We start from the raw sequence: 26,290 nt of genomic DNA, 5'->3' as shown, positions 1-26,290 counted from the left end.
AAAAGACAATGTACGCAACCAACTATCATCGCGCCTCCTCGGTCGACGAAGCCGTGAGGCTTCTTTCGAACGCAGACGAAGGCAAATATGTCTCTGGCGGTATGACGCTGATCGCCACCATGAAGCAGCGTCTGGCCTCGCCGAGCGATCTCGTCGATCTCAGGCATATCCCCTCGATCAAGGGGATTCGGGTCGATGGCCGCAGGGTCACGATCGGGGCGGCGACCATCCATGCGGATGTCGCTTCCTCGGCCGCGATCCGCGCGGTCTGTCCGGCGCTGTGCGATCTCGCCGGCATGATCGGCGATCCGCATGTCCGGCATATGGGCACGATCGGCGGCTCCGTCGCCAACAACGATCCTGCGGCGGATTATCCATCGGCGATGCTGGCGCTCAATGCCACCATCGTCACCGACCGGCGCCAGATCGCGGCCGACGACTTCTTCCGAGGCTTGTTCGAAACGGCCCTGGAGGGGGCGGAGATCATCACCTCCATCGCCTTCGACGCGCCGGAAAGGGCTGGCTATGCCAAGTTCCCCAACCCCGCCTCACGCTATGCGATGACAGGGGTCTTCGTCGCTAAGGGGGCAGGCGGCGTTCGTGTTGCCGTTACCGGCGCAGGCGCGGATGGCGTATTCCGTCAGACTGAAATGGAGCAGGCGCTTGCGGCGAACTTTCTGCCGGAGGCGGTTGCTGGCGTGACGGTCGATCCTGGCGCGCTGCTGTCCGATCTGCACGCGACGGCCGAATATCGCGCCAATCTGATCAAAGTCATGGCCAAGCGCGCTGTGGCCGCAGCGTAGATCAGACCACAGGAAATGCCGGAGCGGCGGGGTTTACCCGCCGTTTCGGAGAGAGTGTTTCCAGCATGGTTTCGATTGTCAATTTGATGTGACTGGCTATTCTTGTCTGGAATTGTTCAAAATTAGGGGCCATTTGCCGCAGCGTGGCGCGAAAGCAATGCGGAGGGGTTGACGTGCGAACCGGCATTCTCGAAAACGGTTGCACGGTACTGGAGCAGATGATGGATTTCGAAGCATTTTTTAAGGGCGAGCTGGAAGGTCTTCACAACGAAGGCCGTTATCGGGTTTTCGCAGATCTCGAACGCCGCCGTGGTAATTTCCCCCGCGCTACCCGCTATACACCCAATGGTCCGCAGGAAGTGACTGTCTGGTGCTCCAACGATTATCTCGGCATGGGCCAGCATCCGAAAGTGATTGAGGCGATGAAGCAAGCCATTGATCACTGTGGCGCGGGTGCGGGAGGCACCCGGAATATTTCTGGCACCAACCACTACCATGTTCTGCTTGAGCAGGAACTCGCCGATCTCCATGGCAAGGAATCCGCGCTGATCTTCACCTCGGGTTATATTTCGAACTGGGCGACGCTCGGCACGCTCGGCGCACGCATCCCTGGCCTCATCATCTTCTCGGATGCGCTCAACCATGCGTCGATGATCGAAGGCATTCGGTACGCGAAGTGCGACAAGGTCATCTGGAAGCATAACGACCTGCACGATCTCGAAGCCAAGCTGAAGGCTGCCGATCCCAAGGCGCCTAAGCTGATCGCGTTTGAATCCGTTTATTCGATGGATGGCGATATCGCCCCCATCAAGGAAATCTGCGATCTCGCCGACAAATATGGCGCGATGACCTATCTCGACGAAGTGCATGCCGTCGGCATGTACGGCCCACGCGGCGGCGGCATTGCCGAGCGCGAGGGCCTGATGGATCGTCTTACTGTCATCGAAGGCACGCTCGGCAAGGCTTTCGGCGTCATGGGCGGCTACATCGCCGCTTCGACCGCGCTCTGTGATTTCATCCGCTCGTTTGCGTCTGGCTTCATCTTCACGACGTCGCTGCCGCCGGCGCTGGCTGCGGGCGCTGTCGCCTCGATCCAGCACCTGAAGGTCAGTCAGTTCGAACGTATGCGCCATCAAGATCGGGTGCGCAAGCTGCGCGTTCAGCTCGATGCAGCGGGCATTCCGCATATGCCGAACCCGAGCCATGTCGTGCCTGTCATGGTTGGCGATGCCGCGAAGTGCAAGTGGATTTCCGATCTGCTGCTCGACGCCGGCGTCTACGTCCAGCCGATCAACTATCCGACTGTTCCGAAGAAGACCGAGCGCCTGCGCATCACGCCGACGCCGCTGCATTCGGATGGCGATATCGAGCAGCTGGTCGGTGCGCTGCATGCGCTCTGGTCGCGCTGTGCGCTGGCAAGGGCTGTCGCGTAAGGGCAGCGTCCTTTTTCGGCCGTGCTCGTGTGACTGGTGCGGCTTCTGCTAGAATTGAAATATGATCATTGCGGAAGCGTTGGTGTGAAACCCGCTTCCGCAATGATTTTTTGTAACGCTAAGTTAGCCGCGGCTTCCCAAAGCCAAACGGCAGGCGAGGCCGGCAAAGACTGTCGCCAACAGATATTGCGGCAGCTTCGGGAGGCGCTTGACCGCCGAGAGCCGGCCTCGGATATGGCTGCCGAGCATGATGACGGAACCGTTCACCAGGAAACCGATGCCGTTGAGGATGGTGGCGAGCAGCGCCATCTGCACGATCATCGAGCCGCCATGCGGATCGACGAATTGCGGAAACAGCGCCAGCACGAACAGGGCCATCTTCGGGTTGAGAATATTGGTCGCGAGACCCTCGAAGAAGATCCGCCGGCCCGAAAGCCGTTTTAGCCCCGCCGTGGGCGCGAAGGCCGAGCCCTGCGAGCGGAGCGTTTTGTAAGCCAGATAGAGCAGATAGGCGCAGCCCGCCCAACGGACGATTTCGTAGGCAACAGGAACGGTCAGGAAGAGCCGCGATAGGCCGAGCGCTGCCGCCATGGCGTGACAATAGGTGCCGAGCGCAATGCCAGCATAGGTGAGGAAGCCTGCGGATCGGCCCTGGCTGACGCTGCGCGAGGCAATGAGGAGCATGTCGGGGCCGGGCGTGGCTGTGAGCACCAGCGCTGCGGCGGCAAATAGAATGAGTGTGGAAAAGTCCGGCATCGTGATTCCCTTGAAAGTGAGGCCGGAATTCCTCTCTAGCATCATTCTCGGGAATGGCAACACTGAAGTCTATCGGTAAGTATATACTAACCAAAAGACCTGGAAGGTCAGCGACGGCGTCATTGAAAAACACCGTCGCGGCATGAGCGCAATGATCAGGATACCTGCCAGGCCTGGAGCTGGGCAAGCGTCGCGGTCGCGCCGCCGCAGGCGATCATCAGCACGCGCTCGAAGCGTGCCAAGCGATCGGCATGGGTGTAGGCGACGGCCAATGCGGCGCCGCAAGCGGGTTCCACCAGGACGCGGTGATCATCGAGGAAGCGCAGGCAGGCGTCGACGGCAGCGCGATCATCGACGACGACACTATCGACCGGTCTGGTCCGGGTGATCTCGAAGGCGCGCGTTGAGACTTTTCGGGCGCCGAGCGATGTCGCGATGCTGGTGATAGCAGGCAATTCCACCGGTTCTCCGGCTTTCACTGCGGCGGCGAGCGAGGCGGCTCCGTCCGTCTCGGCGGCAATGATCGGAATATGTTGCAGGCCGTTGCGGTCCAGCCCTTCGGAGACGCCAGCCAGCAGGCCGCCGCCGCCGACGGAAAGAACGACGGCATCGAACGGCACGCCCGCCTTGACGACCTCGTCGATCATAGTCGCATGGCCCGTCCACAGAAGCGGATCGTCGAAGGGATGGATGAAGGCCGCTTCCGCGTCGATTGCTTGAAGTGCGCGTTCGTTCGCCTCCTGCCAGGATGCGCCATGCGCGAAAACCTCGGCGCCCTCCTGGCGGATAAGCGCCTTTGCCCGATCCGTGGTCGTCTCGGGGACGAAGACCGATACCGGGATCGAAAGGCGACGGCCGGCATAGGCGACTGCGATGCCGGCATTGCCGCCGGACGAGGAGACGAAGCGCCGCTTTCCGTTTCTGGCATGATGTTCGCAAGCAGCGCCGATGCCGCGGATCTTGAAGGAGCCTGGCGGCTGCAGCGCATCCATTTTCAACCAGATGGAGCGCCCCGATGCCTGGCTGAGCGGACGGGATTCGAGGAGCGGCGTTTCGAGATGAAGCGGCATGAATGATCTATCCGAGAGGCCTTATCGGCGATGAAGTCTAGGCTGCCTTTTCCCGCTGGGCGACGAGCACGGCCGCGCGGCTGCGTGCTTCCTCGTCGGCGGCGAAGACGGCATCCATGGTTTCGGCGCTGCCGGTTGCGATCATCTCGTCCATGACGGCTTCGGCGATGTCGGCCATTTCGAGAAAGCCGATGCGGCCATCCACGAAGGCATGGAAGGCGATTTCCTCGGCGGCGTTCATGATCGCCCCCTGCAGGCCGCCACGCTCCAGTGCCGTGCGGGCAAGGCGCAGTGCCGGGAAGCGGCCCTCGTCCGGCGCCTCGAAATCGAGCCGCGCGAGCTTGGCGAAGTCCAGCCGGTCGACGCTGAGTTTCGTGCGGACGGGGTAGGTGAGCGCATAGCCGATGGCGGTGCGCATGTCGGGACAGCCGAGCTGCGCCAGCACCGAGCCATCCGTGTAGCCGACCATGGAATGAATGACGGATTGCGGGTGGACGACGACTTCGATCTGATCCGGGCGCACATTGAAAAGATGCTTGGCCTCGATCATTTCAAGCGCCTTGTTGAACATCGAGGCGCTGCCGATGGAGATCTTGAAGCCCATCGACCAGTTGGGATGAGCGCGGGCTGTCGCGGGCGTGACATTGGCCATCTGCTCGCGCGTCCAGGTGCGGAACGGGCCGCCCGACGCGGTGATGATGATGCGCTCGACCGCGTGCTGCTGGTCGTCTTCCAGCGCCTGGAAAATGGCGCTGTGTTCGCTGTCGACAGGTATCAGCCGACCGCCGCCTTCCGTCACGGCGCGCACGAACAAATCGCCGGCGGAGACGAGGCATTCCTTGTTGGCAAGCGCGATATCGGCGCCACGGCGGGCGGCCGCCAGCGTCGGGGCAAGGCCGGCGGTGCCGACGATCGCCGCCATTGCCCAGTCCGAAGGCATGGAGGCGGCTTCGATCAGGGCATTTTTGCCCGCGCCGACGGCAATGTCAGTCCCGGCGAGCGCGTCCTTCAGATCCTGATAGCGCTCTTGCCTGGCGGTGACAGCGAAGGCGGCGCCGCAGGCTCTGGCCTGCGCTGCCAGCAACTCGATATTGTCATGCCCGGTGATGGCGGCGATATCGAAGGCGTCACGTCCGCCAAGCTGGGCAATGACGTCGAGCGTATTCTGGCCGATGGAGCCGGTCGAACCCAATATCGTCAGGCGACGACGCGCCGTGCTGCCGGTGTTCATTCAGGTATCCGCATTTGCTGCTATTCTCCAAGGCTCTACAGGGGATTGGCGGGAGCGGCAAGTCCGCTGCTATACAACCTGCGGCTCGGCGACAAATGCTCGCGAGAGGCGAAATCACTGATTTGGCGATATTTTTCGGCCTTTTTTGAACCAAATGCGATGTGCTGCGTTTTCCGACCACTCGAATGAAGAGGGGTCACGGATGGTTTTCAAGGCGGCAACGTTTCACGGCGCGGAACTATATCTGGAAAGCGAACAGGTTCGACGCTCGGCGCTCGAATCCGCCGTTGCCAATGCGCTTGCCGTCGCCGGCGGAATCGATGCCTCCGATGTCACGGTGACGGCGGCGGGTCAGGAAATCCGCCTGGATGGCTCGGTCGCCACCTATCAGGAGGTGAAGCGGGCAACCGCCGTTGCGGAATCCATTCCTGGCGTGCGGCTGGTGAGAAACAGGATCGCGGTGGGGTGAGTGCGGGCTTCAGTCCCCGTTCATCCTGCGTCCGCTAGGGATCTGACCTGCATTCCATTTCGAGGGAGACGCATGAAAAAGCTCATGATGGCCGCAGCTTTCGCCAGCATCCTGTCGGTCGCAACAAGCGCATCCGCGCAAGACCATCCCACAACATTCCGTGAAATTGCCGCCGATCCGGCCGCGAGCGCTGCCTTCAAGGCAATGGCGGAAGGGCATCGACTGCCGGACTGGATTCACGGGAAGACCGTCGAGTCTCCCGGCCACGAGATCACCTTCGGCGGCGACAAGGTCTATGTCATGAGCGCCTGCAAGCAGCATGATTGCGGCTCGGAGCAGATCGCTGTGATGTACGATCCCGGCAAGAAGGTCATGTATGGGGTGCTGCTGGTCGCCAACCCCGAGACCAGGGCGGAAAAGCTTGTCTGGATGAACCTCGGCGGCGGCAATGAGACGATCGATGGCAGGACGATTTTATATGCGGCGTTGACGGGCAGTCTGGAGAACCATCCGGGGGCGTTTGATTATAAGTAGCCGGTCGATTGCAACTCGCTCCTCGATCTCCCGGACGTCGATGAAGTTATCCCTTTTGGATATGGCATCCTCGATGTCCTCGCCTGCCTGAATAGCTAGTTTCGACCTCTATGAAGGCGGTTGCCGTTCCAAAATATATATAATGCCTCTCCAGGCGACGGAATGCGCTGTTTACGCCGTTGAAGCTTTATCGGGGTGGGTTTGAGAGGTCACCATGCTGCGATTTGTCTTCATGCTGGGTTCGGCGATCATCCTTGCAACAATGCTTGCAGGCTGCGTTGCCACGGGCCCTTACTATTACCAGCCTTACTACCATCCCTATTATTATCATCCGTACTATCACTATTACGGAGGGTATTGTGGCAGTTATTACAATCATTGCTGGCGTTGCTGGTAGCTCTTCTTTCGTCTGAAGCTCACTCAAGAGCGAAATCCGCTATCAGCGCGAACTCAGGCGGATGGACATTGTTGAAGATGCGCTGGATTTCCGGGGAATTCCCGCGAGTCCACGGTACTTCGCCAGAAAGGGCGTTTCGCAAATCTTTTGAAATCCGCTTGCTGAGTGGTGATCTCGACGCGATTCGAACGCGTGACCCCCAGATTAGGAATGTGTTGCTATGGCCAGCATTTGCAGGGATTCTGGCGTATCGTGCGCCATTTATGCGCCATTCGCAAAAATTGACGATGCGATAGCATCCATGGCGTGACGGTGATCGTCGCTTGGGAAGAGGTGCCCATATCTGTCCATAGTGACAGACAACGATGAGTGGCCGGCGAAGGTCTGAACCGTCTTCGGCGTGAGGTTGGCCTCGATCCAAGTCGATATCGCGAAGTGACGCAGAGCATGCCAGCCGAACGCTTTGAACGGCTTCCCGGCCTCTTTCATAGCGCTCTCAGCCTTCGCGAGTGTCGGCGCCAGAACCCTGCTTCGCATGTTCTTGTGGTTCTCAAAGTTGCCGAGACTATTCGGAAACACCAGGTCGTCGTCTTTCTTGAAGCTGGTCTTCAGCCGCCATTCCTTCAGCGCTTTAACCACATGCGCACCGAGGGGTATCGTTCGCAGGCCGGCCGTGCTTTTCGTCGTATCCTCGTTGCGCTTCGAGTCGACGCGCGTTTCCACCGTAACGCTACCTTCTTTCAGATCCAGGTGGCTCCAGCGCAGCGCGTGAAACTCGGATGCCCGCAAACCAGACGCCGCGGCGAAGATCAGCTTGATCTTGAAGTCCGCATCGGCTGCCTTGATCACCGCCGAGATCACATCTTTTGATGGTGGCACGATCTTCTTGGCGTCTTCGTTACGCTTCCCGATGACGCGAATGCCCTTGGCGACATTGGTGGCGACCAGGTCTTTCGAGATTGCATGCTGCAGTACGCGCGAGAGCGTGCCAAGGATCTGACGCGTCGTTACGATGCCCACGCCGGCATCGCGGATATGGTCACGAAACTCGGTGACATTACGCGCAGTGAGCTGGGCAAGCTTCTTGTCGCCGATTCCATTATCAAAGGTGATCCGGCGCCCCTTTTGGCCGTTTTTCGCCTTGGGGGCGTCGGTGACTGCTGGCGCAATGTAGTTCCACATGTGGCCAGTGACGTTGTCGAAATACTCTTGCGTGACCTTCTCGCCGCGCTTCTTTCGTCCTGAGAGTTCCTTTTCGTAGCTCTCGCAGGCCGCCTTGACGGTCGTGGTTGTCGCGTCTGGTCGATAGGTTCCCTTGCCGATCTGGCCCTCGACTTCCGTTCTGCGTGCCTCCGCATCCCGCTTTTTGTCGAATTGCTCGCGGTGACGCACGCCGTTGGCGTCCATAAAGTTAAGCACCCACGCTTGGTGAGTGCCGCTCTTGTTCGTCCAATTCCGCTTGGTAATCGTTGCCATACGCGACCCCTAGATCCTATGGCGCACGACGCTAACTGCCATTCTGCCCTTCTTCAAGCTGTTCCATCCATTTTGTCAGGCTGGAACGCCTGGCGGCTACGGTTCCGCCGAGCTTGAAGGACGGAATGATATCGTCATACACGAGGCGGTAAACCTGACGGCGGGTTACGCCGAGATAGCCGGCGATTGCATCGGCCCCCATGAGCAAGTCTCCGGCGCGATTTTCGAAGACCTCAACCGCTTGCGTATTCGCAGCCTTCATATCAAACCTCCTCGCAAACGAGCGCCGGCCCGCCATTATGGCCGATCATGCTAGCGGCCTTGCGCGCCTGCCACTGGCGCTTGATGTTCTTGCTGTGGCTCACCAGCTCCAAGTGCCCGTCGTCGGGACGCACGCAGAGACGATTGCGGCAGGCGTGGTCAAGCTCGCGGTTGCCGGGGATATAGCCGTGCTCGTTGGTCCACATGACGCGATGCGTTGCGACCATACGGCCGTTGAGCGACATGCGAGGGTAATCCTTGCCGCGTCCGTTTGATCCGGATGTCGGGCCGGTCCAGATCCAGCAGCCCGTTACTTCGTCAACGCGGACGCGTGCCATGATACGCTCGCGGATATTGTCGCGACGGCTCATGCGCTTCCCTTCGTCAGGTCGACATAGAAACCGAACATTGGCACCGGGAAGACGTAGACTCGGCGTTTTAATCGATCATAGAAGACCCCAATCCAAAGGTCATACCAAGCGAAGATGGGCTTAATTCGCATTGGATACCTCCAGCCCGCACTGCGCGGCATTGTGGATGAAAAGCCGGCCGTTCCCATCGCGGACGATGTAACGCACCGCGCCGCCTGGCGCCTTCGGGAATGAGCAAAGAAGCTGACCATCATAGCGGTAGTCGCCTCCGGTGACCGTGATCGGCCGGTCCAGCCAACGAAATCCATGCGGGGAGACTAGCGGCAGGCTGCTGTCGACACAGTCGACGAGGTCCCGATAGGCTCGCCAGTTCGGAAAGATCGTCTCGATTTGCCCGATGATCGCATTCGCGGTCTTGGCTTCGTCCAGCGCCTGACGATGGCAAGCAAGCGATTCCTCAAGACGATTGTAGAGGTCACCGACGATCTCAGCCGGATCATCGGCAGGCGACCAATCTTCTAGCAGGCTAGGTGCTTTGGTGTAGAGGCCGATCTTGTCCATCAGCGAGCGGCCGACATTCGCCATGTCGATCAGATCTTCTTCGTTCTCACAGCCGGTCATCTCAAGCGCATTGGAAAGGAGATTGCCGTTGATAGACTGCGCATCTCTGATCGCTTGCAGTGCAGCACGGAAGATTTTCGGCGCATGCCACTTCGGATCGAAGATTACCGTATCGGGGCCGGGATAGTTCCTGATGAAATAGTCGATGAAGGCCTTAAGCGCGCGTGCGTCCGACGACTGATTTTGGGGGCTATCGTCGGACGCTGCACTGATTGGCTCGGGGGTGGCATCCGAGTCAACATAAGCAATACTACTCTCTATCAACGGTTGAGTTGAGCTACCCAATTGGGCTGGCAGCCTAGTCCTTAGATTGTTGGCGTCGCTTGTGGCATTAAACTTGGCGACAACGGAGGCCTCCAGATCAATACCGGCTGTGATGGCGACGAGATCCGCGCATATGACCGTATCGGCAAGCTCCTCCGCGAGCTGTGCGACCGATCCTTTCGAGCCGCGCCAACCGTGGCGATCACGTTCAAGCTTCTTGATTTGGTTGCAGGCCTCGCCGCTTTCGCCGGCAAGCTCGTTTCCGCGAAACGATAGGTCCGGCTTTTGGTCAGGGCACCATTCCTCCTGCCTCGTGATATTGGCGGCGCGCAGATCCGCAAGAGTGATGCTCATTTCCGATTTCTCCTTTTGCGGAAGACGAGCAGCAGCAGCGCGAAGAGGATCGCGAGCGCAGCCCAATTGAAGGATAGGAGGATGACGAGTTGCCAAGGGTCAGGATCATCCATGGCGCTTCCAAGCCTCGAATGAGCCTCGGAACTCGATCCAGCGCGAAGCGGCGGCAGGATCTTTGTTCAGGTCGCCTCGCGACTTGATGCGGAGGATGTTGCGGACGGATACGGCGATGCGCTCGGTATCGGCCACGTCGGGAACGTTGTGCCGCTCGACGAGGAACTGCCGGAACATGCGATCGCTGCATTTCATCGCGCATTCGGCGGCATAGTCTTTCGGCTTCTCGTCGCGAGGCTGCTGGCTCTGCCACCGATCCTGCGGAGGCTCAAGGCTGCGGATCTTGGCAAATGCCGTCTCCGCAAGCACCAGCAGTGCGCGCACGAGCTGCGGCGCCTTCAGGAGAAGCTGGCGATCGTCATATGAGCAATCGATCGTCAGATGTGCGATCGGCTCGACTAAGCCTGTTAGGCGGTCGACGACGCAGATTTCGGCTTTGCCGGTCTTGGTATCATACGACTCGACAAACTCTTCGCTGGCGAGGCCTGCAAGCTGCTTGGCGTCAGGGTATAGGGCGCGCGCTTGATCGAGATTCATCATCCCTCGGCACCTCGCGCCATCATGGGCGAAATCACATACAGCTCGGCAGCGCCAACGGAGGGCAGGAAGACTGCGTTCGGCAGGGAGCCGCCGAAGCGGACAATGACATCCTGCGTATCGACGGTGTTCAGGATGCCGCGCAGGGCCTCGTTGTTAAGGCCGATGGAAAAGCCGGTCTCGCCTTCGTACTGGATAGGCACATAGTCGATGGCCGACTCGCCTTCCTTGCTGGTCAGCTCCACGCGCATCGTATCGCGCTCAAGGGTAAGCTTGATACCGTCCTTATCGGTCTCGGACGCCACAAGGCAGACTCGAGCGACTGCGGCTTTCAGTGAAGCGACGGTAACGAAGATCTCCCGCTCGTAGTCCGATGGTGCGGCGGTGAGATAGTGTTCGGGAAACTTTCCCTCAATCAGCTTCGACAGCAGCGAAACGCCGTTGCACCTGATGCGGATCAGGTTGTCGGCTACCTCTATGGTTGCCGGCTCCTTCACCTCGTCGAACAACCTGCGGATGACCTGCGCCGTTTTCAGCGGAATAATGATGCCGGGAAAGTCCAGAAGGCGTTCCGTGCGGATCTGGACTGCAGCGAGACCAATGCCATCGAGCGCAGCGAAGCCGAGTCGTTCATCCTGCATGGGGTGCATGTGGATGCCCATCATGAAGGGACGGCCGATATCCTTCGTTTGCACGGCATGCGCGACCTTGGAAAACGCGGCGGTCACATCAGGCATGGCAATCTCGAATGTGCTTCCGCGAAGCTCGGTTGCCATCGACGGGAAGTCGCTCGCTGGCAGGCTGAAAATCGAGAAGCTGGATTTGCCGGATCGAATGCGGATCTGGCCGTTATAGGCTCCCGGCAAGAATTCGATTTCCGCCGACTCCGGCAGATTGCGGACGATGTCGCGCAGATCCGCACCCTTGACGGTAAAGGCCTGCGCCTCGTCGCCGCAATCAAGAAGCTCGCAGGTGGTCTCAATCTCGATGTCGAGATCTGTCGCCCGCACCGTGAGCATGTCAGCATCGGGAAGCAGGAAGATGTTCCCGAGGTTCGGATTCTTGGCCTTCTTGTCGACCGCTTCGAATGTGGCATCGAGCGCCGGCAGGAGCTGCGTGCGATGGACGCGGAAGAGAGGTTGCGCCTTAGCCATGGGTATGATTTCCCGGCTGGCAGCGATCCGCAAGGCGCATTTCGTCGACGGGGGGGCGCAGCTCATAGTGCCGGCCGAAGAGATCGTGCATCATCTGCAAGACCTCTCGGCGCGGCTCGCCATCAGCGACGGCACGATAGAGGTTTTCAATGTCTGTTCTCGATACGTCGCGCATAATCAACCTCCAAAGCGAAAAAGCAGGACAGCCGCAGCAGCCAGCAGGTCGTTGATGAGAATGATCAGGAAGATGGCGGCGAAGCCGTTGCGCTTTGCCTGCTGCAGTCTGCCGATTGCCGGGGTGAAGTAATTCATGGGTTGCCTCTCGCATCCGATTGGGAAACCGCCGACGCCAGGGGTGAGACGTGGCGGCTGCCCAACCGGATCGGATCAGGCTGCGCGATTGAGCGACTGCGCGTAGAGCACCGACGCATCATGTGCGTGGCGGGTGATCTGCTCTTCGGTGAAGCCGAGGCGGAGAAATTCGCCTTTGGTCAGGCTCTCGCCGCGCTCGCGGGCGGCTTCGGCCATTTCCCGCGCAATATTGCGGGCACGTACGGGGTTGTATGCTGCTGTCTGCATGGTCTGTTTCCTCTCAAGAAGCCTCCGGGAACCATGCCGCCGTCGCTCGGGAGGAGGATAAGCGACGGCGGCCTTTGGTATCCGGGATGGGAGGAGGAGATCACCGGACGGATCAAAACATAATGGGCAATTTCCCATTCTGTCAATGGGCAATAACCCATTATCGGTTGCCCTACTCTCAGCAACACTGGTGAGAGACGCAGTTGCAGTTTGATAATGCTTTACTGTTGCGAGCAAGGATGGTTACGTCGCCGGGCGCCTGGGGAGATTGCAACTATGCCTGCCTGCTCGATATGCCAGCAGAACCTACATTCTTCCCTTCTTACGGATGGCATCTGCCTTGGATGCGAACTGAAGAAGAGCAACGGGCTGACCGCACCCAAGGGGGGCGAGCCGGCCAAACAGGGGCTGCGCTGCACGCGCTGCAACGGCAGTTACTTTCTTCTGCCCCCAGACGGTGTGTGTGACGAGTGTCGCGCGAAAGAGGAAAGCCAGCGGCTCAAGTCGATTGTTTTGACCACCTCCATTGATATCCCAAGAAGAGAAATCATCGAGGTGGTCGGAATTGTCGCGACTGAGGTGGCGATTGCGCAAAGCGTCCTGAAGGACTTTGCCAACAGCTTTCGCGACATTGTTGGCGGCAGAAGCGGAAATGTTCAAAACACGCTCAAAGAGGCGCGGCAGAGTTGCCTAGCGCAGCTGAAAAAGGAAGCGTTTGAGTTGGGAGCAGACGCGGTAATTGCGATAGATATCGACTACAATGAAGCAACCACCAGCTCAGGCGTTACCGGAGGCATTCTCTTTGTTGCAGCGAGCGGAACGGCTGTAAAGCTTGCTTAGATCAGTAGGTCCTGCGGCGTCTATTCTTTTGTCACCGCAGCTACCACCCGACCGATTATCGCTACCACATCTCCATCTTCCGTGCCGTCGTCAATGGCAATTGCGGCCTGAAAGCGAGGGTCATCCGACTCTGGCATAAGCCACAACTTCCCGTCCTGGTCAGCGTGCAGCAGTTTTACCGTGTGCTCAGCTTCGCCAGATGCTCGTTTTCTCTCGACGATGTAGCGTTTGCCGGGCAGCGGTGATTCGCCTGTCTCGTTTACATCGACGAAGACCAGTACGGTGCCTTCCTGATATCGCCTGTTCATCGAGGTGCCGCGAGCCTCAGCGGCGTAGAGGCGAAACGACGAATACTCCGGATAGTCTGGCACCATTACTGTATATCGCTCGTCATAATCCCATTCCCAAGTCTCAGACCACGCTCCGGCTTGTATCGGCGCGCCGACTTCCACGCCGCGCAAGCCTGAAGGCGCCGCCGAATCCTCCCCTAGGAGGTAAGACGCGGGGCGCCCAACCACGCGCGCAATCGCTAGGAAGTTGTCTATCGATGGCGTGCGATCACGATCAAAGAGGTCGCGAATGAACGTCTCGCCTTTCCCTGCTGCCAGGGAGGCGGTCTTCATGTTCAAACCTTTATCTTCCAACGCCTTCTTGAGGCGCTCTTTCCAGATGTCCGACATGGTGGGAGATTGCCCAATCTATTGAAAAAGTCACTTGGGTTATTGCCCATTGACAAATGGGTTATTGCCCATCATTTTTGCGCAATGATCACGACCCAATCCATCATCGAAGGTATTGAGCGCTACTGCCATCAGACGGGCATGGCAGAGAGTACGTTTGGCAAGAAAGTCGTGAACGACGGCAAGCTTCTTTCGAGGCTACGCAGCGGCAAATCGATCAGCATCGATACATACAATCGTATTCAGGCTGAGATTGAGCACTCGGTGCGCGAGGCTGCCGAATGATGAGCCTCCTCCTATCTGGCGACCTTGGCCGCATCTCTGGTCGCCGATCAACCGCGCCGGTTTCGCCTGGCTGGCGCGGTCAGTTCCCTCGGCGCCGTTTCCTGTGTCTCGGTGCGCGCTGCTGCCAGAGCGTTTCCCTTCGCTCTGGCAGCTCCTTTGATTTCTGTGTGCCTTGGGCATGCGGCCCTCCGTGATCGCTTGGACTCTACGACGCTAGAGAACTCTCCCGCGTCTTTCACCGGAATCTTTTTGGAAAAAATTCCCTTGACCGGGGAGGTGTCTTTGCGCGCTCAAAAACCTGAAAATATCCGTCCGACCACTCCCGAGGAGCGGCGGGACCTGAAGATGCTGACGCAGCGGGCGATCCGCAATGTCGGCGGCTCCAACTTCGCCAACGATACGCGCGTCGTCGAAAGCAAGCTTTCTGAGTATGGCAATCCAGCCCATGAAAAGCAGTTCATGCCGATTGATGTCGTCGCTGATCTTGAGCGTGTTCTTGGCTATCCGATCATTACTGAGCACTTGGCTCAGTTGCAGGGCTTCCGCCTGACGACCGATGCGGCGACGGCAGATGAGCCGGACATGGAAGATGTCGGCGCCTTCTCCGATACGCAGGGCAAGCTGCTTTCCATGCTGATCCGATACGCGCCCGATGGCTACGACCATCGCGAGCGGCGGGAGATCCTGCCTGTTGCCGAGGCGTTGCTCGTGCAGCTGCAGGATCTCATCAAGGGATTGAAGGGAGCGCCGTTATGAGCGCCCGTCGCATTCCCTACGCCGGCAAGATGCCCGAGCCGAACTACCAGACGGTAGCTAATGGCGCAGCCATGGGGCCGCGCGGCATCGCCTTTCTACGCCGGGTTGCTCACGCGCGAAAGCCATACCGGATGGAGCTGAACGCAGACCGTGAGGCGGTCGGCCGCGCGCTGGTCTGCGGTTATGTGCGCCGCGATGTCCGTGATCCGGAATGCATCTGGATGCTCGGCAAGGGACGAGAATTTCTCGATCGTTTGATGAGGTGCGAATGATGAAGCGCACCAGGTCGTCACTGATCGAAGCCATGCGGGCATTCGATTCTCTGCCAAAGCCGCTCCGGCAAGCCATCGCCGGGGCGGCATTTGTCTATGACCCCAAGGAGACCGCAGCAGCCCGCATTGCGCAGGGCCGCAACGTGGAAACGATTCTGCGCGGAATTCTCCGTTTCGAGCGGAGGGCCGCGCGATGACCGACAAGATGAAACCGGGCGAGCGGGCAAGTCGCATCCTGCAAATCGCGGTGGCAGAGGGCGTCTTTGTTGCAATTGACGAACGCGACCGGAAATCGGCGACGCAGCTCAATGGCCGCCGCCTGCTGTCTCGCGATAAAAAGGATGGCAGCAGATGGTATCCGACCGACAAGGCGCACGAGCACATTGCCGCGCAGCTGGAACCGCATGAGGCGAGGAAACCGGCACCATTGCGGACCGTCGAGAGCTACGGAAGCAGGTATGATCTCCCTCGCTATCCAGACCGCATTCCACATCATGCCTTGGCCGGTCTTTTCCCGATGTTCTCGGAGGCGGAACTCGATGAACTGGCGGAAGACATACGCGCACGCGGACAGGAGCAGCCGGTCTGGATTCTCGATGGCAAGATCATTGACGGACGAAACCGCGACGAGGCCTGCCACCGGATCGGGATCGATCCATGGACCAAGGATTACGAGGGTGACGATCCGCTCGGTTTCGTCCTGTCGCTCAACCTGCGCCGTCGCCATCTGAGCGAAAGTCAGCGCGCCATGGTGGCGGCGAAGATCGTCGATTGGGAACGCGGCATGAACCAGTCGACGGCCGGGTCAGCAAATTTGCCGACCCGAGAGGCGGCGCGCCGACTGTCGATTTCGGAGCGGGCCGTAATCGCCGCGAAGCGCGTGCGGGAGCAGGGCGCCCCCGCGCTGCTCGCAGCCATCGAGACCGGCAGGATATCGGTGAATGCCGGTGAATCGCTGAGCTACCTTGAGCGACAGGCGCAGGAAGAGGTTTTGCGGGCCGAAAAAAAGGAGGTGATCGCCAAGGCGAAAGCCATCCGCACCGAGCGGCAGCAGCATTCCCGCATGATCCGTACGGCCCTTATCAATCACATCGCCGAAAAAGGTGAGCGGGTAGCGGGCGAGATGCCACGCGCCGCCTATGCCGTTGGATACTGCGACGTGCCGTGGCAGCAGGAGGCATGGAGCGACGAAACCGGACAGGACAAGGGGTTGCCTTATCCTGCGATGACGGTCGACGAGTTGATGGCGCTCTGCGCTGGCGAGCGCAGCCCGTTCACGCAGGACGCGATCCTGTACTTCTGGACCACAACGAACCGGCTTGCCGATGCGCTGCGGATCATCGGCGCATGGGGCTTCACCTACGTCAGCATGATCACATGGGACAAGGTGAATATCGGCATGGGCCGATGGGTGCGCGACCGCACCGAGCACCTGATCATCTGCAAGCGCGGCAACTTCCCCGGCATCGACCTCTACACGGCCAAACCGGAAAGCCTCTACAGCGAGGTCAAGACCGAGCATAGCCGCAAGCCGGTCTGGTTCGCGGAAGAGATCGAGCGGCTTTATCCCGACATGCGCAAGCTGGAGCTTTTCCAGCGCAAGGAGAGCCTGCAACCGGGCGATATCCGGCTCAACGGCAAATGGGAGTTTTGGGGTAATCAGGCGGGAACGCCGGAAGGCGAGGCCGCATGACGGACTTCCTTCCTGATGTCGAAAGCCTTGAAGACGCCGAGGCTGATCAGCAGCGTGCTCGCTGGCTGATCCGCACGCCGCTCGCGCAGCTGCTGCGCGATGAAATCGAGATCCGCCGTTGCCTGCGGCTCGCTCACTTCCAAGCAGGCGTCACCTACCTCGACGCCGAACTTTCCTTTCTTCGCAATTCGCGCCGCGACGACGGCGGTCCCATCGACCTGATCGGGATCGAGAGTGCGCGCGGTCGCATGGACAGAATCGCAAGCGGCCTGCCGCCGCGCAACCTGGGGGCATGAATGTACGCGGGGACACTTTTCGGGGAAGCGACGACATCTCAGATATTCGCCACCATGCAGGGTGACGGCGGGCGATTGCCGCCGATGATCATAGATAGCTTTGCTGGCGGCGGCGGCGCATCAACCGGCATCGAAATGGCTTTAGGGCGGTCGCCTGATATTGCCATCAACCACAATGCGGATGCGCTGGCGCTGCATGCTGCGAACCATCCCGACACGCTCCACCTGTCGGAGAACGTCTACAAGGTCGATCCGCTGGACTATCTCAGCGGGCGCCATATCGGGCTTGCGTGGTTCAGCCCCGATTGCAAGCACTTCAGCAAGGCGAAGGGCGGCAAGCCCGTCGAGCGCAACATTCGCGATCTCTGCTGGATCATTCCGGCGTGGGTGGAGCGCATCCAGAAGAGCGGCGGCAAGGTCGACGTGATCATCATGGAGAATGTCGAGGAGTTCAAGGACTACGGCCCGCTCGTGCAGACGGATCGCGGCCTCATGCCCGATCCGGAGCGGAAAGGCGAAACCTTCAGGAAGTGGTGCAAGTCGATCCGCAAGCTTGGCGGCAAGATCGAGCATCGCGAGTTGCGCGCCTGCGACTATGGTGCGCCGACGATCCGTAAGCGCCTGTTCGTCATTATCCGTTTCGATGGTCACCCCGTCGTCTGGCCGAAGCCAACCCATGCCGCGCCTGATGACCCAGAGGTGATCGCGGGGCGCAAGCTGCCATGGCGCACTGCTGCTGAGATCATCGACTGGTCATTGCCGTGCCCTTCGATCTTCGCAACGGTCGAAGAAATCAAGGTCAGCCATGGCGTGAAGGCGGTTCGACCCCTCGCGGATAACACCATGGCTCGCGTGGCGCGGGGAATGAAGCGCTATGTTCTCGACGCAGAGAGGCCCTTTATCGTCAACCTGACGCACGGCGCGCGCTGCGAGGATCTGGCGCAGCCGTTCAATACCATCACCGGGGCACATCGCGGCGAAAAGGCTGTCGTGTCGCCGTCGCTCATCTCGATCGCACACGGCGATAGCGGCGGTAGGCGAGAATATCCTCTTTCAGATCCCTTCGGCGTCGTGACGTCCGGAGGTATTGGGCACGCGATCGTCGCGCCGCATCTGATGACGATGCGCAATTCCGGCAAGCCATTCAATGGCGCTGACGAGCCGACGCATACCATCACGGCAGGCGGCGCCGGTCTGACGCTTGTTGCACCCGTCTTGACTGCCGCTCAGCAAGGCGGCTCCGTTCGGAGCGTCGAGCAGCCTCATCATACCATCACGGCCAGCAAGAAAGATCAGAACTGCGTTGCTACGGCCTTCCTGGCCCAGCATAATATTGACGGCCATAGCGGCTTAGGAAATCCGGGGCGTCCAGCAGAAGCGCCGCTCTCGACAGTAACGTCAACCGGTGCGCAACAAGGTGTGATGACCGCCTTCATCTCGCGTCAGTTCGGAACGTCGACCGGACACGATGCAGAAAAGCCGTTGGCGACGACGACAGCAGATGGCGGCGGCAAATCGTTGCTCGTTGCGCCATACCTGCAGGCCTACTATGGAACCGGCGACGGCGGCGAGGAAGATCGTCCTTGCCGCACGATCACCACCAAGGACCGTCACGGCCACGTCGAGGCGTCGATCAGTGCGCCACCCTTCACGGAAGCGCAGGCGACTCGAGCACGTCAGGTTGCCGACTTCCTTCGGTCGTATGGCTTTTGGGACGAACGCGAGTTCGTGACGATCGTCATAGACGGCGAAACCTTCGTCATCGTCGATATCGGCATGCGAATGCTGACGCCGCGCGAGCTGTATAACGCTCAGGGATTTCCGCAACAGTACATCATTGACGGCGTCTGGATCGCGCCCGAAACGGGCGGTGAAGCGGTCTGGCGCGCGTTTCCGAAGTCCGTGCAGGTCAGCTGCGTCGGCAACTCGGTTTCGCCCGTCGTCGCTGCTGCGCTGGCTGCTGCCAACGCAGATCATTGCCGCGTCGAGAGGTTGGCGGCATGAGCAGCGAAGCGACAATCAGGCGCGGCGCGCGCAACGCCAACTATGTTGCGGTGCCCAATCGCATATTCGAGGACAGCCGCCTTTCCATGGAAGCTCGGTGGCTGCTTGGCTATCTGCTGTCCAAGCCGGATAACTGGATCGTCGTGATCGGCGACATCATCAAGAAGGGCGGTTGCGGACGCGACAAGGCCCGCAAGATGATCGCCGAGCTGGTCGAGTTCGGCTATGCGGAGCGCGAGCAGGTGCGCGAGGATGGCAAATTCGGATCGTCCGTTCTTGTGATCTTTGATGAGCCAAGCGCCGGCATTCCATCTGATCAGTCAGCGCAGCCGGAGAGTGTTGCATTTCTACCGCAGACGGATTTACCGGCGACGGCAGAACCGTCGCCGGTTTCGCCGTCGCCGGTAAAATCGGCACCTAGTAATAACTTAGATCTACCAAATACTGACTCCTACCAAGCGAGCGCTGGCGCGGAAGAGGGTTTGAAGCGGTCTGATCGAAAGAAGATCGAGCGAGATTTCACGCTCTGGTACGCCACCTGGAAAAAAGGTGAAGTCGGTTACGCCCGAAACGCCTGGTTCGCCATGAGCGACGAGGAGCGCGCCGAATGCATCGAGCGAACCCCGCTCTATCTGCGATGGGCTAAGGCCGACGAGATCCCGGCTGCATCCGTCTTCCTGAAAAACAGGGGATGGCGCGACATGCCGGACGAGCTGACGGCTGCGCCGACACGAGGCATTGCCAAGGTCTGCGGCAAGCTGTGGATGGGAACGCGCTTGGCAGCGCTGTCGAAGGAGCCATCGGGCCGCGTCATCTTCACGGCCTTTGATGAACGCGAGATCGCCGCAGGGAGAGCCAGCAGGGAGGCGCTGACGCACAGTAAGCGCCTTGAGCACGGCTGGCCGCTGGTGACCGCCATGCGCGATCTGGCGCGGCGCAAGGAGCCGTTCATCACGTCGCTGGCGCTGCTCCCATCGGTGGCAGAATTTCGTCAGGTGAAGAGCGACAGCGCATTGTTTGCTGCGTGGGCTGATCTACACGAGCGCCATGGGTGGCCGTTCATCGAGCATCCCCACGACTACGTCTGGTTTCCCGCAGTCGACGACCGGGCCGAAGATCTGCACGAGGCCGTCGAAAATGCCCTGGCAACCTTCATCTCAACGATCAGCGAGGCGGGCAATGACGATGCAGCATAAGCGGGATAGCATTTCCGGGGCACCTCTCGATATCCGCCAGTTTGCATCCGACAAGCAGGATACCGCGATCAGCCTCCATCGTATCCGCATCCGTGAGATCGTGGCAGCGAGCAAGCGCGTGGCTGACGAGAATCCGGATTTGGCTGGCTGGTACTGCCTCCATGTCTTGACCGGCAGGGAAACATCTGTGGAAAAGGCGCTGACTGATGACAAGGTGGAATGCCTTCTGTTGCGAGAGCCGGAGCAGACCGTCATGCGGCGAGGCCGTCTGTGGAGGTTTCCCGGTAGGCTCTGGCTACCCGGTTTCGCGTTGGTTCGCTGCGTCCCTTCCAACGAGGCTTTTCGCGGCCTGCTTGGCATTCAGCATGTGACCGAGATCGTCGGCGGATGGGCGCGACCATACCGAGTGTCGGATGAATCGATCAGCCAATTCAATGCGGTCATGCAGGAGAAAGAGGAAGAGCGAGTGCGCCAACGGTTGGCGCAGGAGTTCAAGAATGCGACGATAGCGCCGGGCGACAAAGTCAGGATTACCCTTGGCCCGTTCTCTGGAATTGAGGCGAAAGTGCTCAAGAAGCTGAAGGGTCGCGAGAAGCGCTGCAAGGTCGAATACAGGCTGATGGGCCAAACAGGGCAGCTCAACACGCCACTTGCGAATCTCCAGAAACTGTGAGTACAAATCGCCTCAACGGGATGATCTGCGATCTCAGTGTACCCTTGGGCTTCGGCCCTGAATGCCTCGGCAGGACGCGAGGCAAAGAGAGGAAACTCTCAGGTTGGTAACCGGGCAGACCCCGCCTTGAACGTCTCAGCGGAGACATCGATTCAAGGCCAGTGCGCAAGCTATGACTTACAGACAGGCGGCCGATTGGTCGCCTTTTTTCGTATAATGGTTATGGGCAAGCTGTCATCGATCAAACCAAAAGTTAGACCGATGACACCGCGCATCGGCGCTAAGGCTGCCGCCTTAGCGCCATCCGCACGTCGGGATGAAGAGCAGCCTTGGCGCAAGTGGTACAAGACCGCAGCATGGCAGGAGCTTCGCCTTTCCGTTCTCGTGCGTGACATGTTCACGTGCCGGATGGAAAGCTGCGGGCGCTTCGTTGTCGATACATCGCAGCTCGTTGCTGACCACAAGATCCGGCACCAAGGTGATCACGAACTGTTTTGGGATGAAGGCAACCTTCAGACCTTGTGCAAGCACTGCCACGACAGCCTGAAACAGCGCGAAGAGCGCAGCGGCTTCCGCGCCTGGTAGCGTTGCCGGTAGGGGGGGGCTCAAAAGTTCGGAACCCCTAGGGCCGTAGACCGCATGGGTCACATTCGGAGATTTTTTTCCCGTGCCTGACGAAATTTTACCCCTGACGCAGCAAGTCGACCTGTTTGGCGACCCGGTATTGCCGATCAAGGATCGACGCGGCCGTCCTTCGTTCGCAAAGTCGAAGGAAAATCAAGAGCTTGTATCTCTGTTGCGCGCGGCCGGTTGGACGCAGGCGCGAATTGCGAAGTACATCGGATGCGATGAGAAGACATTACGCAAGAATTTTTCCCGAGAGCTTGAACACGGTCTCGACATGATCGAGGGCATGGCTCTGGAAGTCACTTTCAAGAAAATGAAGCTCGGCAATTCGGTTGCGATCTCTCGCATCTTTGATGTGATCGAAAAGCAGGGCAAGCCAGCGGTTCCACTTCAGCCAAAGCCGGAGAAGGAAGAACGTCTCGGCAAAAAGGAAACGGCCAACCGCGAAGCGCAAACCGCTCATGAAGGGACTGAATGGGGTACGCTTCTTCAATAAAGGCAGAGTGGCAGTTCTCCTGTCCTGACTGGATCGAACGCCTGAAATCCGGCCGCTCTCTTGTTCCGGACCTCCCGATTGATGCTGACGAGGGCGAGCGGGCGGTAAAGATTTTCAACAAGCTGCGTCTGCCCGACGTGCCGAACCAGCCGACAATGGAAGTCGGCGCTGGGGATTGGTTCCGCGATATTGTCCGTGCTGTCTTCGGCTCCCTTGATGAGAATGGAGAGCGGCACGTTCGCAAGGTCTTTGGCCTTGTGCCAAAGAAGAATTCGAAGACGACAGGCGGCGCCGGAATTATGGTCACGGCTCTGCTGATGAACCGGCGCCCACGCGCCGAATTCCTGTTGATCGGTCCAACACAGGATATTGCCGATACAGCCTTTCAGCAGGCGATGGGCATGATCCAAGCTGATGAGTATCTGGATAAGCGCTTTCAGTGCATTGAGCACCAGAAGACCATCAAGGATCGCCTCAACAAGGCGAAGCTGAAGATTAAGACCTTCGACATGAAGGTGATGACCGGCGTTAAGCCGGTTGGCGTCCTGTTGGATGAGCTGCACGTCATGTCTGCCTATTCTTACGCATCTCGCGTCATGGGTCAGATCAGTGGCGGTCTCATTCCGAACCCGGAATCGTTCCTGATCATTATCACCACGCAGAGCGATGAACCGCCGTCAGGTCCTTTCAAGACGGAACTGCAGTATGCGCGCGGAGTCAGGGATGGAACCATAACCGGCGCGCGCACGCTTCCGATCCTCTATGAGTTCTCGGAAGCAATGCAGCTCAACAAGGAGTTTTGGCAGAACCCTCGCAATTGGCCGATGGTCCTTCCCAATCTCGGACTCTCAATAACCATCGATCGTCTGGTCGAAGAGTGGACAGAGGCATCGCAGAAAGGTGAGGAAGAGCGCCGCCGATGGGCGTCCCAGCATCTGAATGTCGAGATAGGGCTTGCCCTGCACGCCGATCGCTGGACCGGCGCCGACTATTGGGAAGCGGCAGAAGATGAGCGGATCACGCTCGAATATCTGCTGGAAAACTCGGATGCGATCACAGTCGGCGGTGATGTTGGCGGTCTCGACGATCTCTGGGGCATCGCGGCGATCGGCAGGCACAGGGTTACGCGGCAATGGATGGCGTGGATCAAGGCATGGTGCCACGAAGATGCCTTTCGTGCCCGCCCCGAGATTGCCGAGAAGCTCAGGGACTTTGCCAACGATGGAGACCTGGTCATCTGTACGCATCCGACACAGGATGCGGAAGAGGCTGCCGCCTTGATTGCCCAGATACGCGACAGTGGCCTGTTGCCGGAAGAAGACGGCGTCGGTGTCGATGCGTGGGGCGTTGCGGCTCTCGTCGAAGAATTGTCCCTGCACGACATTGTCGAGCCACAGGTTCGCGCGGTCCCGCAGGGCGGAAAACTGACCCCGGCAATTTTCGGAGCGGAGCGAAAGCTCAAGGACGGAACCTTGAAGCATTCCCGCTCCCGCTTGATGAATTGGTGCGTGGGGAACGCCAAATTGGAACAGCGGCCGACGCTGGTGATGATCGACAAGAAATCACCCTCGTCGAAAATTGATCCGCTGATGGCGTTCTTTAACGCCTTCATGCTGATGGCGCTCAATCCCGAAGCGGCCGGCGTCTCCGTATATGAGGATCGCGGCATCCTTGAAGTTGAGGTTGATTACCTATGAGCATCGCAGCACGACTTCGCGGAATGGGCAGCGCAATTGCTGGATATCTGACTCCGACTGCGGCTGCGGGCGGCTATCAAGACGGTGGCCCTTTGTCGTCGCCGAGTGGCTGGCTCATGCGTCACATCGCGCCGAAGTCAAAATCCGGCGTCTATGTGAGCGAGTATACTGCTCGCCACCTGCCGGTAGTTTATGCGTGCGTCAACCGTATCAGCAATCCGATCGCGCGCTTTCCGTTGCGCATGTATCAGACAATCGATGACCGGAAGAAGCGAGTTGTGACCGACAAGGATCACCCTTTTGCAACGGCGATCGGGCTGCGGCCAAACGAGTTCATGAGTTCACGCACGCTGCGCAAGACCGGTCAGGGCCATGCGCTTTTGTGGGGCAACGGCTATCTGGAGATCGAGCGTAACCGACGGGGCCAATCGGTCGGCCTCTTTCCGCTTCGTCCAGAGGTTACGGCGCCAGTTCGCGAGAATGGTAACCACTTCTTCCGCAGTTCAATCAACGGTCAGTCGATCGAGCTTGCGAGCGACGATGTGATTCACATCATGGATCAAAGCCAGGATGGATATGTCGGCCTGTCGCAGATCCATATGGCCCGCAATGCAGTGGGCATGGGGCTGGCACTGGAGGAGTTCGGCGGAAAATTCTTCGCTAACGACATGAAATCGGGCGGTTTCCTGATGCACCCCGGCAAGTTGAGCGCCAACGCCCGGCAAAACATCAAGAGCAGGGGCGACGGCAACGCGAACGCTGCCAGTCCTGCGAAGAGCTTGGAAGATCAGGGCGGCCTCGACAATGCGCACCGCGTCAAGGTGCTCGAAGAGGGCATGAAGTTCATTCAGACGACCATTCCTCCGGAGGACGCGCAATTCCTCGGTACTCGCGAGTTTCAGATCGCGGAAATTGCCCGCATCTACGATGTGCCCCTGATCCTGTTGCAGAGCCAGGAGAAGCAAACCAGCTTCGGCGCCGGGATCGAGCAGCTGATGATCGGTTTCGTTCGTCAGACCATCGATCCATGGATCAATGCATGGGAGGAGGAGCTGAATTACAAGCTCTTCACCGACTCAGAGCGTGCCAACGGTTATTACGTCAAGTTCAACATGAACGCGCTTTTGCGCGGGGACATGGCGGCTCGGGCTGACTTCTATCAGAAGCTCTTCGGGGTCGCTGGCCTGTCGCCGAACAATATTCTCGCCCTTGAGGATATGGACGATATCGGCCCCGCTGGTGACCATTATTTCGTGCCCTCCAATTATGTCACGTTGGAGCGTGCGACAGATCCAGACTATGCGCCTGGCACGGCGCAATCTCCCACAGGTCCGAACAATGCGACCGCATTTGGCGAGGAAGAGGAATGAGGTACGCTCATATCATCATGGCGCTGGCAGAAGAACGTTGGGCCATCCATCCGGACAAGCTGCAGGCCATTCTCGATTTCATGGCCGATCAGTCGTCGGGCTTGAAATACAGCGCTGAAGAGATCGAGGCCAAGATTGGCAAAGGGCAGGAACAGGCCGTCGCCCGTCAGGAAGGTAACGTCGCCATTCTTCCTTTGCGCGGCGTCATTGCCAATCGCATGTCGATGTTTGGCGATATCTCGGGCGGCACCAGTTCGGAAGGCTTCGGCCGCAACTTTCAAGGCGCGGTGCGTGACGACGGCGTGAAAGCCATCATTCTCGATGTCGATTCGCCGGGCGGCGTTGTCAGCGGCACGCCGGAACTGTCATCCATGATCTACCAGGCGCGCGGCACAAAGCCGATCATCGCTCATGTCAACTCCAACGCAGCCAGCGCAGCTTACTGGATCGCAAGCGCAGCTGACGAAATCGTCGTGACGCCGAGCGGCGCGGTCGGTTCGATCGGTGTTGTCGGCGTTCATGATGATCTGAGCGTCGCTCTTGAAAAGGCTGGCGTCAAAAAGACCATCATCAAGGCTGGCGAGTTCAAGACCGAAGGCAACCCCTTCGAACCGCTTTCCGACGATGCCCGCGCCCGCAAACAGGCGAAGGTTGATGCCAGTTACGATCAATTCGTTCGTGCCGTCGCCCGCAACCGCAACGTCTCGCTTGCGGCTGTTCGCGAGGGCTTTGGCCGTGGCGATATGGTCGACGCGGAGCCCGCGGTTGCCGAAGGCATGGCCGACCGGATCGGCACATTGGAAGACACGCTGCAGCGCTTCGGCGCTTCGCAATATGGAGCGGTGCCCCAAGGCAGACGACGCGCCTTCGCGTCTGAGCGCGAAAAGCGCGCCCTGATGCTCTGATCATCCCGACATTGTCGGTTTCCATCGCGCTCCAGGGGCAAGCCGGGCCTGGGCGATCTCTAGTCATGTCCCGGTA

Annotated in this window: 32 protein-coding genes; 19 read left to right on the top strand and 13 right to left on the bottom strand. The window is 59.3% G+C overall.

From position 1 onward, the window contains the following. Nucleotides 1-8: 8 nt before the first annotated feature. Both BJ928_RS22050 and hemA read left to right on the top strand, forming a co-directional pair. Nucleotides 9-803 carry a xanthine dehydrogenase family protein subunit M gene (locus BJ928_RS22050; protein ID WP_047630692.1) on the top strand — a complete coding sequence of 265 codons (795 nt, stop codon included), beginning with the start codon at nucleotides 9-11 and terminating at the stop codon, nucleotides 801-803. A 221-nt stretch (nucleotides 804-1,024) separates the two neighbouring features. After that, nucleotides 1,025-2,236, top strand: a complete 1,212-nt coding sequence (hemA, locus tag BJ928_RS22045) for a 5-aminolevulinate synthase (protein ID WP_047631025.1) — start codon at nucleotides 1,025-1,027, stop codon at nucleotides 2,234-2,236. A 123-nt stretch (nucleotides 2,237-2,359) separates the two neighbouring features. Here the strand turns inward: hemA and BJ928_RS22040 are convergent, their stop codons facing one another. The 3 genes from BJ928_RS22040 to dxr all read right to left on the bottom strand — a co-directional run bounded on the left by BJ928_RS22040 (nucleotide 2,360) and on the right by dxr (nucleotide 5,293). After that, nucleotides 2,360-2,992, bottom strand: coding sequence for a LysE family translocator (locus tag BJ928_RS22040; RefSeq protein ID WP_047631027.1), 633 nt, complete (start codon nucleotides 2,990-2,992; stop codon nucleotides 2,360-2,362). 155 nt (nucleotides 2,993-3,147) lie between these two features. Beyond that, nucleotides 3,148-4,062 (bottom strand): pyridoxal-phosphate dependent enzyme, encoded by a 915-nt coding sequence (locus BJ928_RS22035; protein ID WP_047630693.1) that lies wholly within the window; start codon nucleotides 4,060-4,062, stop codon nucleotides 3,148-3,150. Nucleotides 4,063-4,099: 37 nt separating this feature from the next. After that, complete coding sequence (gene dxr, locus BJ928_RS22030; RefSeq protein ID WP_047630694.1) at nucleotides 4,100-5,293, bottom strand: 1-deoxy-D-xylulose-5-phosphate reductoisomerase; 1,194 nt, start codon at nucleotides 5,291-5,293, stop codon at nucleotides 4,100-4,102. A 202-nt stretch (nucleotides 5,294-5,495) separates the two neighbouring features. On the opposite strand from dxr, the gene BJ928_RS22025 reads away from it, so the two are divergent. Then, nucleotides 5,496-5,762, top strand: a complete 267-nt coding sequence (locus tag BJ928_RS22025; RefSeq protein WP_047630695.1) for a BON domain-containing protein — start codon at nucleotides 5,496-5,498, stop codon at nucleotides 5,760-5,762. Between the two features lie 72 nt (nucleotides 5,763-5,834). Continuing rightward, complete coding sequence (locus BJ928_RS22020; RefSeq protein WP_047630696.1) at nucleotides 5,835-6,296, top strand: Ivy family c-type lysozyme inhibitor; 462 nt, start codon at nucleotides 5,835-5,837, stop codon at nucleotides 6,294-6,296. Between the two features lie 658 nt (nucleotides 6,297-6,954). Here BJ928_RS22020 and BJ928_RS22010 read toward each other — a convergent pair. From BJ928_RS22010 to BJ928_RS21980, 9 genes are all read right to left on the bottom strand, one after another. Further along, nucleotides 6,955-8,169 carry a site-specific integrase gene (locus tag BJ928_RS22010; RefSeq protein ID WP_047630697.1) on the bottom strand — a complete coding sequence of 405 codons (1,215 nt, stop codon included), beginning with the start codon at nucleotides 8,167-8,169 and terminating at the stop codon, nucleotides 6,955-6,957. Nucleotides 8,170-8,200: 31 nt separating this feature from the next. Beyond that, complete coding sequence (locus tag BJ928_RS22005; RefSeq protein WP_047630698.1) at nucleotides 8,201-8,431, bottom strand: helix-turn-helix domain-containing protein; 231 nt, start codon at nucleotides 8,429-8,431, stop codon at nucleotides 8,201-8,203. Nucleotide 8,432: 1 nt separating this feature from the next. Then, nucleotides 8,433-8,801, bottom strand: coding sequence for an HNH endonuclease signature motif containing protein (locus BJ928_RS22000; RefSeq protein WP_047630699.1), 369 nt, complete (start codon nucleotides 8,799-8,801; stop codon nucleotides 8,433-8,435). A gap of 120 nt (nucleotides 8,802-8,921) precedes the next feature. Then, nucleotides 8,922-10,040 carry a MazG-like family protein gene (locus BJ928_RS21995; protein ID WP_052227599.1) on the bottom strand — a complete coding sequence of 373 codons (1,119 nt, stop codon included), beginning with the start codon at nucleotides 10,038-10,040 and terminating at the stop codon, nucleotides 8,922-8,924. A gap of 105 nt (nucleotides 10,041-10,145) precedes the next feature. Beyond that, nucleotides 10,146-10,694, bottom strand: coding sequence for a hypothetical protein (locus tag BJ928_RS21990; RefSeq protein ID WP_052227600.1), 549 nt, complete (start codon nucleotides 10,692-10,694; stop codon nucleotides 10,146-10,148). Next, entirely contained in the window at nucleotides 10,691-11,845 is a 1,155-nt protein-coding gene (gene dnaN / locus BJ928_RS21985; protein WP_047630700.1) for a DNA polymerase III subunit beta, read from the bottom strand. Before dnaN ends, BJ928_RS21990 begins: the two co-directional genes overlap by 4 nt. Continuing rightward, nucleotides 11,838-12,020 carry a hypothetical protein gene (locus BJ928_RS38865; protein ID WP_047630701.1) on the bottom strand — a complete coding sequence of 61 codons (183 nt, stop codon included), beginning with the start codon at nucleotides 12,018-12,020 and terminating at the stop codon, nucleotides 11,838-11,840. Before BJ928_RS38865 ends, dnaN begins: the two co-directional genes overlap by 8 nt. A gap of 2 nt (nucleotides 12,021-12,022) precedes the next feature. Further along, nucleotides 12,023-12,157: a hypothetical protein gene (locus BJ928_RS39735; protein ID WP_281024147.1), complete on the bottom strand. Its 135-nt coding sequence runs from the start codon at nucleotides 12,155-12,157 to the stop codon at nucleotides 12,023-12,025. Between the two features lie 75 nt (nucleotides 12,158-12,232). Further along, nucleotides 12,233-12,424: a hypothetical protein gene (locus BJ928_RS21980; protein WP_047630702.1), complete on the bottom strand. Its 192-nt coding sequence runs from the start codon at nucleotides 12,422-12,424 to the stop codon at nucleotides 12,233-12,235. Between the two features lie 276 nt (nucleotides 12,425-12,700). On the opposite strand from BJ928_RS21980, the gene BJ928_RS21975 reads away from it, so the two are divergent. After that, the gene (locus BJ928_RS21975) at nucleotides 12,701-13,264 is read left to right on the top strand and encodes a YbjQ family protein (protein WP_082011823.1); all 564 of its coding nucleotides are present in this window, start codon (nucleotides 12,701-12,703) and stop codon (nucleotides 13,262-13,264) included. A 20-nt stretch (nucleotides 13,265-13,284) separates the two neighbouring features. On the opposite strand, the gene BJ928_RS21970 is transcribed toward BJ928_RS21975, so the two are convergent. Next, nucleotides 13,285-13,944 (bottom strand): S24 family peptidase, encoded by a 660-nt coding sequence (locus tag BJ928_RS21970; protein WP_052227601.1) that lies wholly within the window; start codon nucleotides 13,942-13,944, stop codon nucleotides 13,285-13,287. Nucleotides 13,945-13,965: 21 nt separating this feature from the next. Between BJ928_RS21970 and BJ928_RS21965 the strand changes: the two genes are divergently transcribed. From BJ928_RS21965 to BJ928_RS21900, 14 genes are all read left to right on the top strand, one after another. Then, nucleotides 13,966-14,229, top strand: a complete 264-nt coding sequence (locus BJ928_RS21965) for a hypothetical protein (RefSeq protein WP_147413931.1) — start codon at nucleotides 13,966-13,968, stop codon at nucleotides 14,227-14,229. Nucleotides 14,230-14,253: 24 nt separating this feature from the next. Beyond that, nucleotides 14,254-14,985 carry a hypothetical protein gene (locus tag BJ928_RS38570; RefSeq protein ID WP_147413930.1) on the top strand — a complete coding sequence of 244 codons (732 nt, stop codon included), beginning with the start codon at nucleotides 14,254-14,256 and terminating at the stop codon, nucleotides 14,983-14,985. Next, nucleotides 14,982-15,257 carry a hypothetical protein gene (locus BJ928_RS21955; RefSeq protein WP_052227602.1) on the top strand — a complete coding sequence of 92 codons (276 nt, stop codon included), beginning with the start codon at nucleotides 14,982-14,984 and terminating at the stop codon, nucleotides 15,255-15,257. Before BJ928_RS38570 ends, BJ928_RS21955 begins: the two co-directional genes overlap by 4 nt. Continuing rightward, entirely contained in the window at nucleotides 15,254-15,454 is a 201-nt protein-coding gene (locus BJ928_RS21950) for a DUF6525 family protein (protein ID WP_047630705.1), read from the top strand. Before BJ928_RS21955 ends, BJ928_RS21950 begins: the two co-directional genes overlap by 4 nt. Continuing rightward, nucleotides 15,451-16,950, top strand: coding sequence for an MT-A70 family methyltransferase (locus BJ928_RS21945; RefSeq protein ID WP_047630706.1), 1,500 nt, complete (start codon nucleotides 15,451-15,453; stop codon nucleotides 16,948-16,950). Before BJ928_RS21950 ends, BJ928_RS21945 begins: the two co-directional genes overlap by 4 nt. Further along, nucleotides 16,947-17,246 carry a hypothetical protein gene (locus tag BJ928_RS21940; protein ID WP_047630707.1) on the top strand — a complete coding sequence of 100 codons (300 nt, stop codon included), beginning with the start codon at nucleotides 16,947-16,949 and terminating at the stop codon, nucleotides 17,244-17,246. The genes BJ928_RS21945 and BJ928_RS21940 overlap by 4 nt, the downstream gene beginning before the upstream one ends. Further along, nucleotides 17,247-19,250 (top strand): DNA cytosine methyltransferase, encoded by a 2,004-nt coding sequence (locus BJ928_RS21935; RefSeq protein ID WP_047630708.1) that lies wholly within the window; start codon nucleotides 17,247-17,249, stop codon nucleotides 19,248-19,250. 143 nt (nucleotides 19,251-19,393) lie between these two features. Continuing rightward, nucleotides 19,394-20,446: a helix-turn-helix domain-containing protein gene (locus BJ928_RS21930; RefSeq protein ID WP_245432461.1), complete on the top strand. Its 1,053-nt coding sequence runs from the start codon at nucleotides 19,394-19,396 to the stop codon at nucleotides 20,444-20,446. After that, a complete protein-coding gene (locus BJ928_RS21925; RefSeq protein WP_047630710.1) occupies nucleotides 20,430-21,119 on the top strand; it encodes a transcription termination/antitermination NusG family protein in 690 nt (229 codons plus the stop codon). The genes BJ928_RS21930 and BJ928_RS21925 overlap by 17 nt, the downstream gene beginning before the upstream one ends. A 261-nt stretch (nucleotides 21,120-21,380) precedes the next feature. Next, nucleotides 21,381-21,704, top strand: coding sequence for an HNH endonuclease signature motif containing protein (locus BJ928_RS21920; protein ID WP_245432459.1), 324 nt, complete (start codon nucleotides 21,381-21,383; stop codon nucleotides 21,702-21,704). A gap of 82 nt (nucleotides 21,705-21,786) precedes the next feature. Continuing rightward, a complete protein-coding gene (locus tag BJ928_RS21915) occupies nucleotides 21,787-22,242 on the top strand; it encodes a helix-turn-helix domain-containing protein (RefSeq protein ID WP_052227603.1) in 456 nt (151 codons plus the stop codon). Further along, entirely contained in the window at nucleotides 22,221-23,939 is a 1,719-nt protein-coding gene (locus tag BJ928_RS21910; RefSeq protein ID WP_052227604.1) for a terminase TerL endonuclease subunit, read from the top strand. The genes BJ928_RS21915 and BJ928_RS21910 overlap by 22 nt, the downstream gene beginning before the upstream one ends. Continuing rightward, entirely contained in the window at nucleotides 23,936-25,309 is a 1,374-nt protein-coding gene (locus tag BJ928_RS21905) for a phage portal protein (protein WP_052227605.1), read from the top strand. The genes BJ928_RS21910 and BJ928_RS21905 overlap by 4 nt, the downstream gene beginning before the upstream one ends. After that, the gene (locus BJ928_RS21900; RefSeq protein WP_047630711.1) at nucleotides 25,306-26,214 is read left to right on the top strand and encodes a S49 family peptidase; all 909 of its coding nucleotides are present in this window, start codon (nucleotides 25,306-25,308) and stop codon (nucleotides 26,212-26,214) included. Before BJ928_RS21905 ends, BJ928_RS21900 begins: the two co-directional genes overlap by 4 nt. The last annotated feature ends 76 nt before the right edge of the window (nucleotides 26,215-26,290 follow it).

Origin of the sequence: Rhizobium sp. WW_1 (assembly GCF_003610155.1) — a bacterium.
In the GTDB taxonomy this organism is placed as follows: Bacteria; Pseudomonadota; Alphaproteobacteria; order Rhizobiales; family Rhizobiaceae; genus Rhizobium; species Rhizobium tropici_A.
Note: the sequence above shows the minus strand (reverse complement) of the source record. Positions and strands in the feature narration are given on the sequence as shown.

What these genes read in the sequence shown, in the direction of transcription:
- BJ928_RS22050 (WP_047630692.1), top strand. Translation starts at nt 9, where the DNA reads ATGTACGCAACCAACTATCATCGCGCCTCCTCGGTCGACGAAGCCGTG.
- hemA (WP_047631025.1), top strand. Translation starts at nt 1,025, where the DNA reads ATGGATTTCGAAGCATTTTTTAAGGGCGAGCTGGAAGGTCTTCACAAC.
- BJ928_RS22040 (WP_047631027.1), bottom strand. Translation starts at nt 2,992, where the DNA reads ATGCCGGACTTTTCCACACTCATTCTATTTGCCGCCGCAGCGCTGGTG.
- BJ928_RS22035 (WP_047630693.1), bottom strand. Translation starts at nt 4,062, where the DNA reads ATGCCGCTTCATCTCGAAACGCCGCTCCTCGAATCCCGTCCGCTCAGC.
- dxr (WP_047630694.1), bottom strand. Translation starts at nt 5,293, where the DNA reads ATGAACACCGGCAGCACGGCGCGTCGTCGCCTGACGATATTGGGTTCG.
- BJ928_RS22025 (WP_047630695.1), top strand. Translation starts at nt 5,496, where the DNA reads ATGGTTTTCAAGGCGGCAACGTTTCACGGCGCGGAACTATATCTGGAA.
- BJ928_RS22020 (WP_047630696.1), top strand. Translation starts at nt 5,835, where the DNA reads ATGAAAAAGCTCATGATGGCCGCAGCTTTCGCCAGCATCCTGTCGGTC.
- BJ928_RS22010 (WP_047630697.1), bottom strand. Translation starts at nt 8,169, where the DNA reads ATGGCAACGATTACCAAGCGGAATTGGACGAACAAGAGCGGCACTCAC.
- BJ928_RS22005 (WP_047630698.1), bottom strand. Translation starts at nt 8,431, where the DNA reads ATGAAGGCTGCGAATACGCAAGCGGTTGAGGTCTTCGAAAATCGCGCC.
- BJ928_RS22000 (WP_047630699.1), bottom strand. Translation starts at nt 8,801, where the DNA reads ATGAGCCGTCGCGACAATATCCGCGAGCGTATCATGGCACGCGTCCGC.
- BJ928_RS21995 (WP_052227599.1), bottom strand. Translation starts at nt 10,040, where the DNA reads ATGAGCATCACTCTTGCGGATCTGCGCGCCGCCAATATCACGAGGCAG.
- BJ928_RS21990 (WP_052227600.1), bottom strand. Translation starts at nt 10,694, where the DNA reads ATGATGAATCTCGATCAAGCGCGCGCCCTATACCCTGACGCCAAGCAG.
- dnaN (WP_047630700.1), bottom strand. Translation starts at nt 11,845, where the DNA reads ATGGCTAAGGCGCAACCTCTCTTCCGCGTCCATCGCACGCAGCTCCTG.
- BJ928_RS38865 (WP_047630701.1), bottom strand. Translation starts at nt 12,020, where the DNA reads ATGCGCGACGTATCGAGAACAGACATTGAAAACCTCTATCGTGCCGTC.
- BJ928_RS39735 (WP_281024147.1), bottom strand. Translation starts at nt 12,157, where the DNA reads ATGAATTACTTCACCCCGGCAATCGGCAGACTGCAGCAGGCAAAGCGC.
- BJ928_RS21980 (WP_047630702.1), bottom strand. Translation starts at nt 12,424, where the DNA reads ATGCAGACAGCAGCATACAACCCCGTACGTGCCCGCAATATTGCGCGG.
- BJ928_RS21975 (WP_082011823.1), top strand. Translation starts at nt 12,701, where the DNA reads ATGCCTGCCTGCTCGATATGCCAGCAGAACCTACATTCTTCCCTTCTT.
- BJ928_RS21970 (WP_052227601.1), bottom strand. Translation starts at nt 13,944, where the DNA reads ATGTCGGACATCTGGAAAGAGCGCCTCAAGAAGGCGTTGGAAGATAAA.
- BJ928_RS21955 (WP_052227602.1), top strand. Translation starts at nt 14,982, where the DNA reads ATGAGCGCCCGTCGCATTCCCTACGCCGGCAAGATGCCCGAGCCGAAC.
- BJ928_RS21950 (WP_047630705.1), top strand. Translation starts at nt 15,254, where the DNA reads ATGATGAAGCGCACCAGGTCGTCACTGATCGAAGCCATGCGGGCATTC.
- BJ928_RS21945 (WP_047630706.1), top strand. Translation starts at nt 15,451, where the DNA reads ATGACCGACAAGATGAAACCGGGCGAGCGGGCAAGTCGCATCCTGCAA.
- BJ928_RS21940 (WP_047630707.1), top strand. Translation starts at nt 16,947, where the DNA reads ATGACGGACTTCCTTCCTGATGTCGAAAGCCTTGAAGACGCCGAGGCT.
- BJ928_RS21935 (WP_047630708.1), top strand. Translation starts at nt 17,247, where the DNA reads ATGTACGCGGGGACACTTTTCGGGGAAGCGACGACATCTCAGATATTC.
- BJ928_RS21925 (WP_047630710.1), top strand. Translation starts at nt 20,430, where the DNA reads ATGACGATGCAGCATAAGCGGGATAGCATTTCCGGGGCACCTCTCGAT.
- BJ928_RS21920 (WP_245432459.1), top strand. Translation starts at nt 21,381, where the DNA reads ATGACACCGCGCATCGGCGCTAAGGCTGCCGCCTTAGCGCCATCCGCA.
- BJ928_RS21910 (WP_052227604.1), top strand. Translation starts at nt 22,221, where the DNA reads ATGGGGTACGCTTCTTCAATAAAGGCAGAGTGGCAGTTCTCCTGTCCT.
- BJ928_RS21905 (WP_052227605.1), top strand. Translation starts at nt 23,936, where the DNA reads ATGAGCATCGCAGCACGACTTCGCGGAATGGGCAGCGCAATTGCTGGA.
- BJ928_RS21900 (WP_047630711.1), top strand. Translation starts at nt 25,306, where the DNA reads ATGAGGTACGCTCATATCATCATGGCGCTGGCAGAAGAACGTTGGGCC.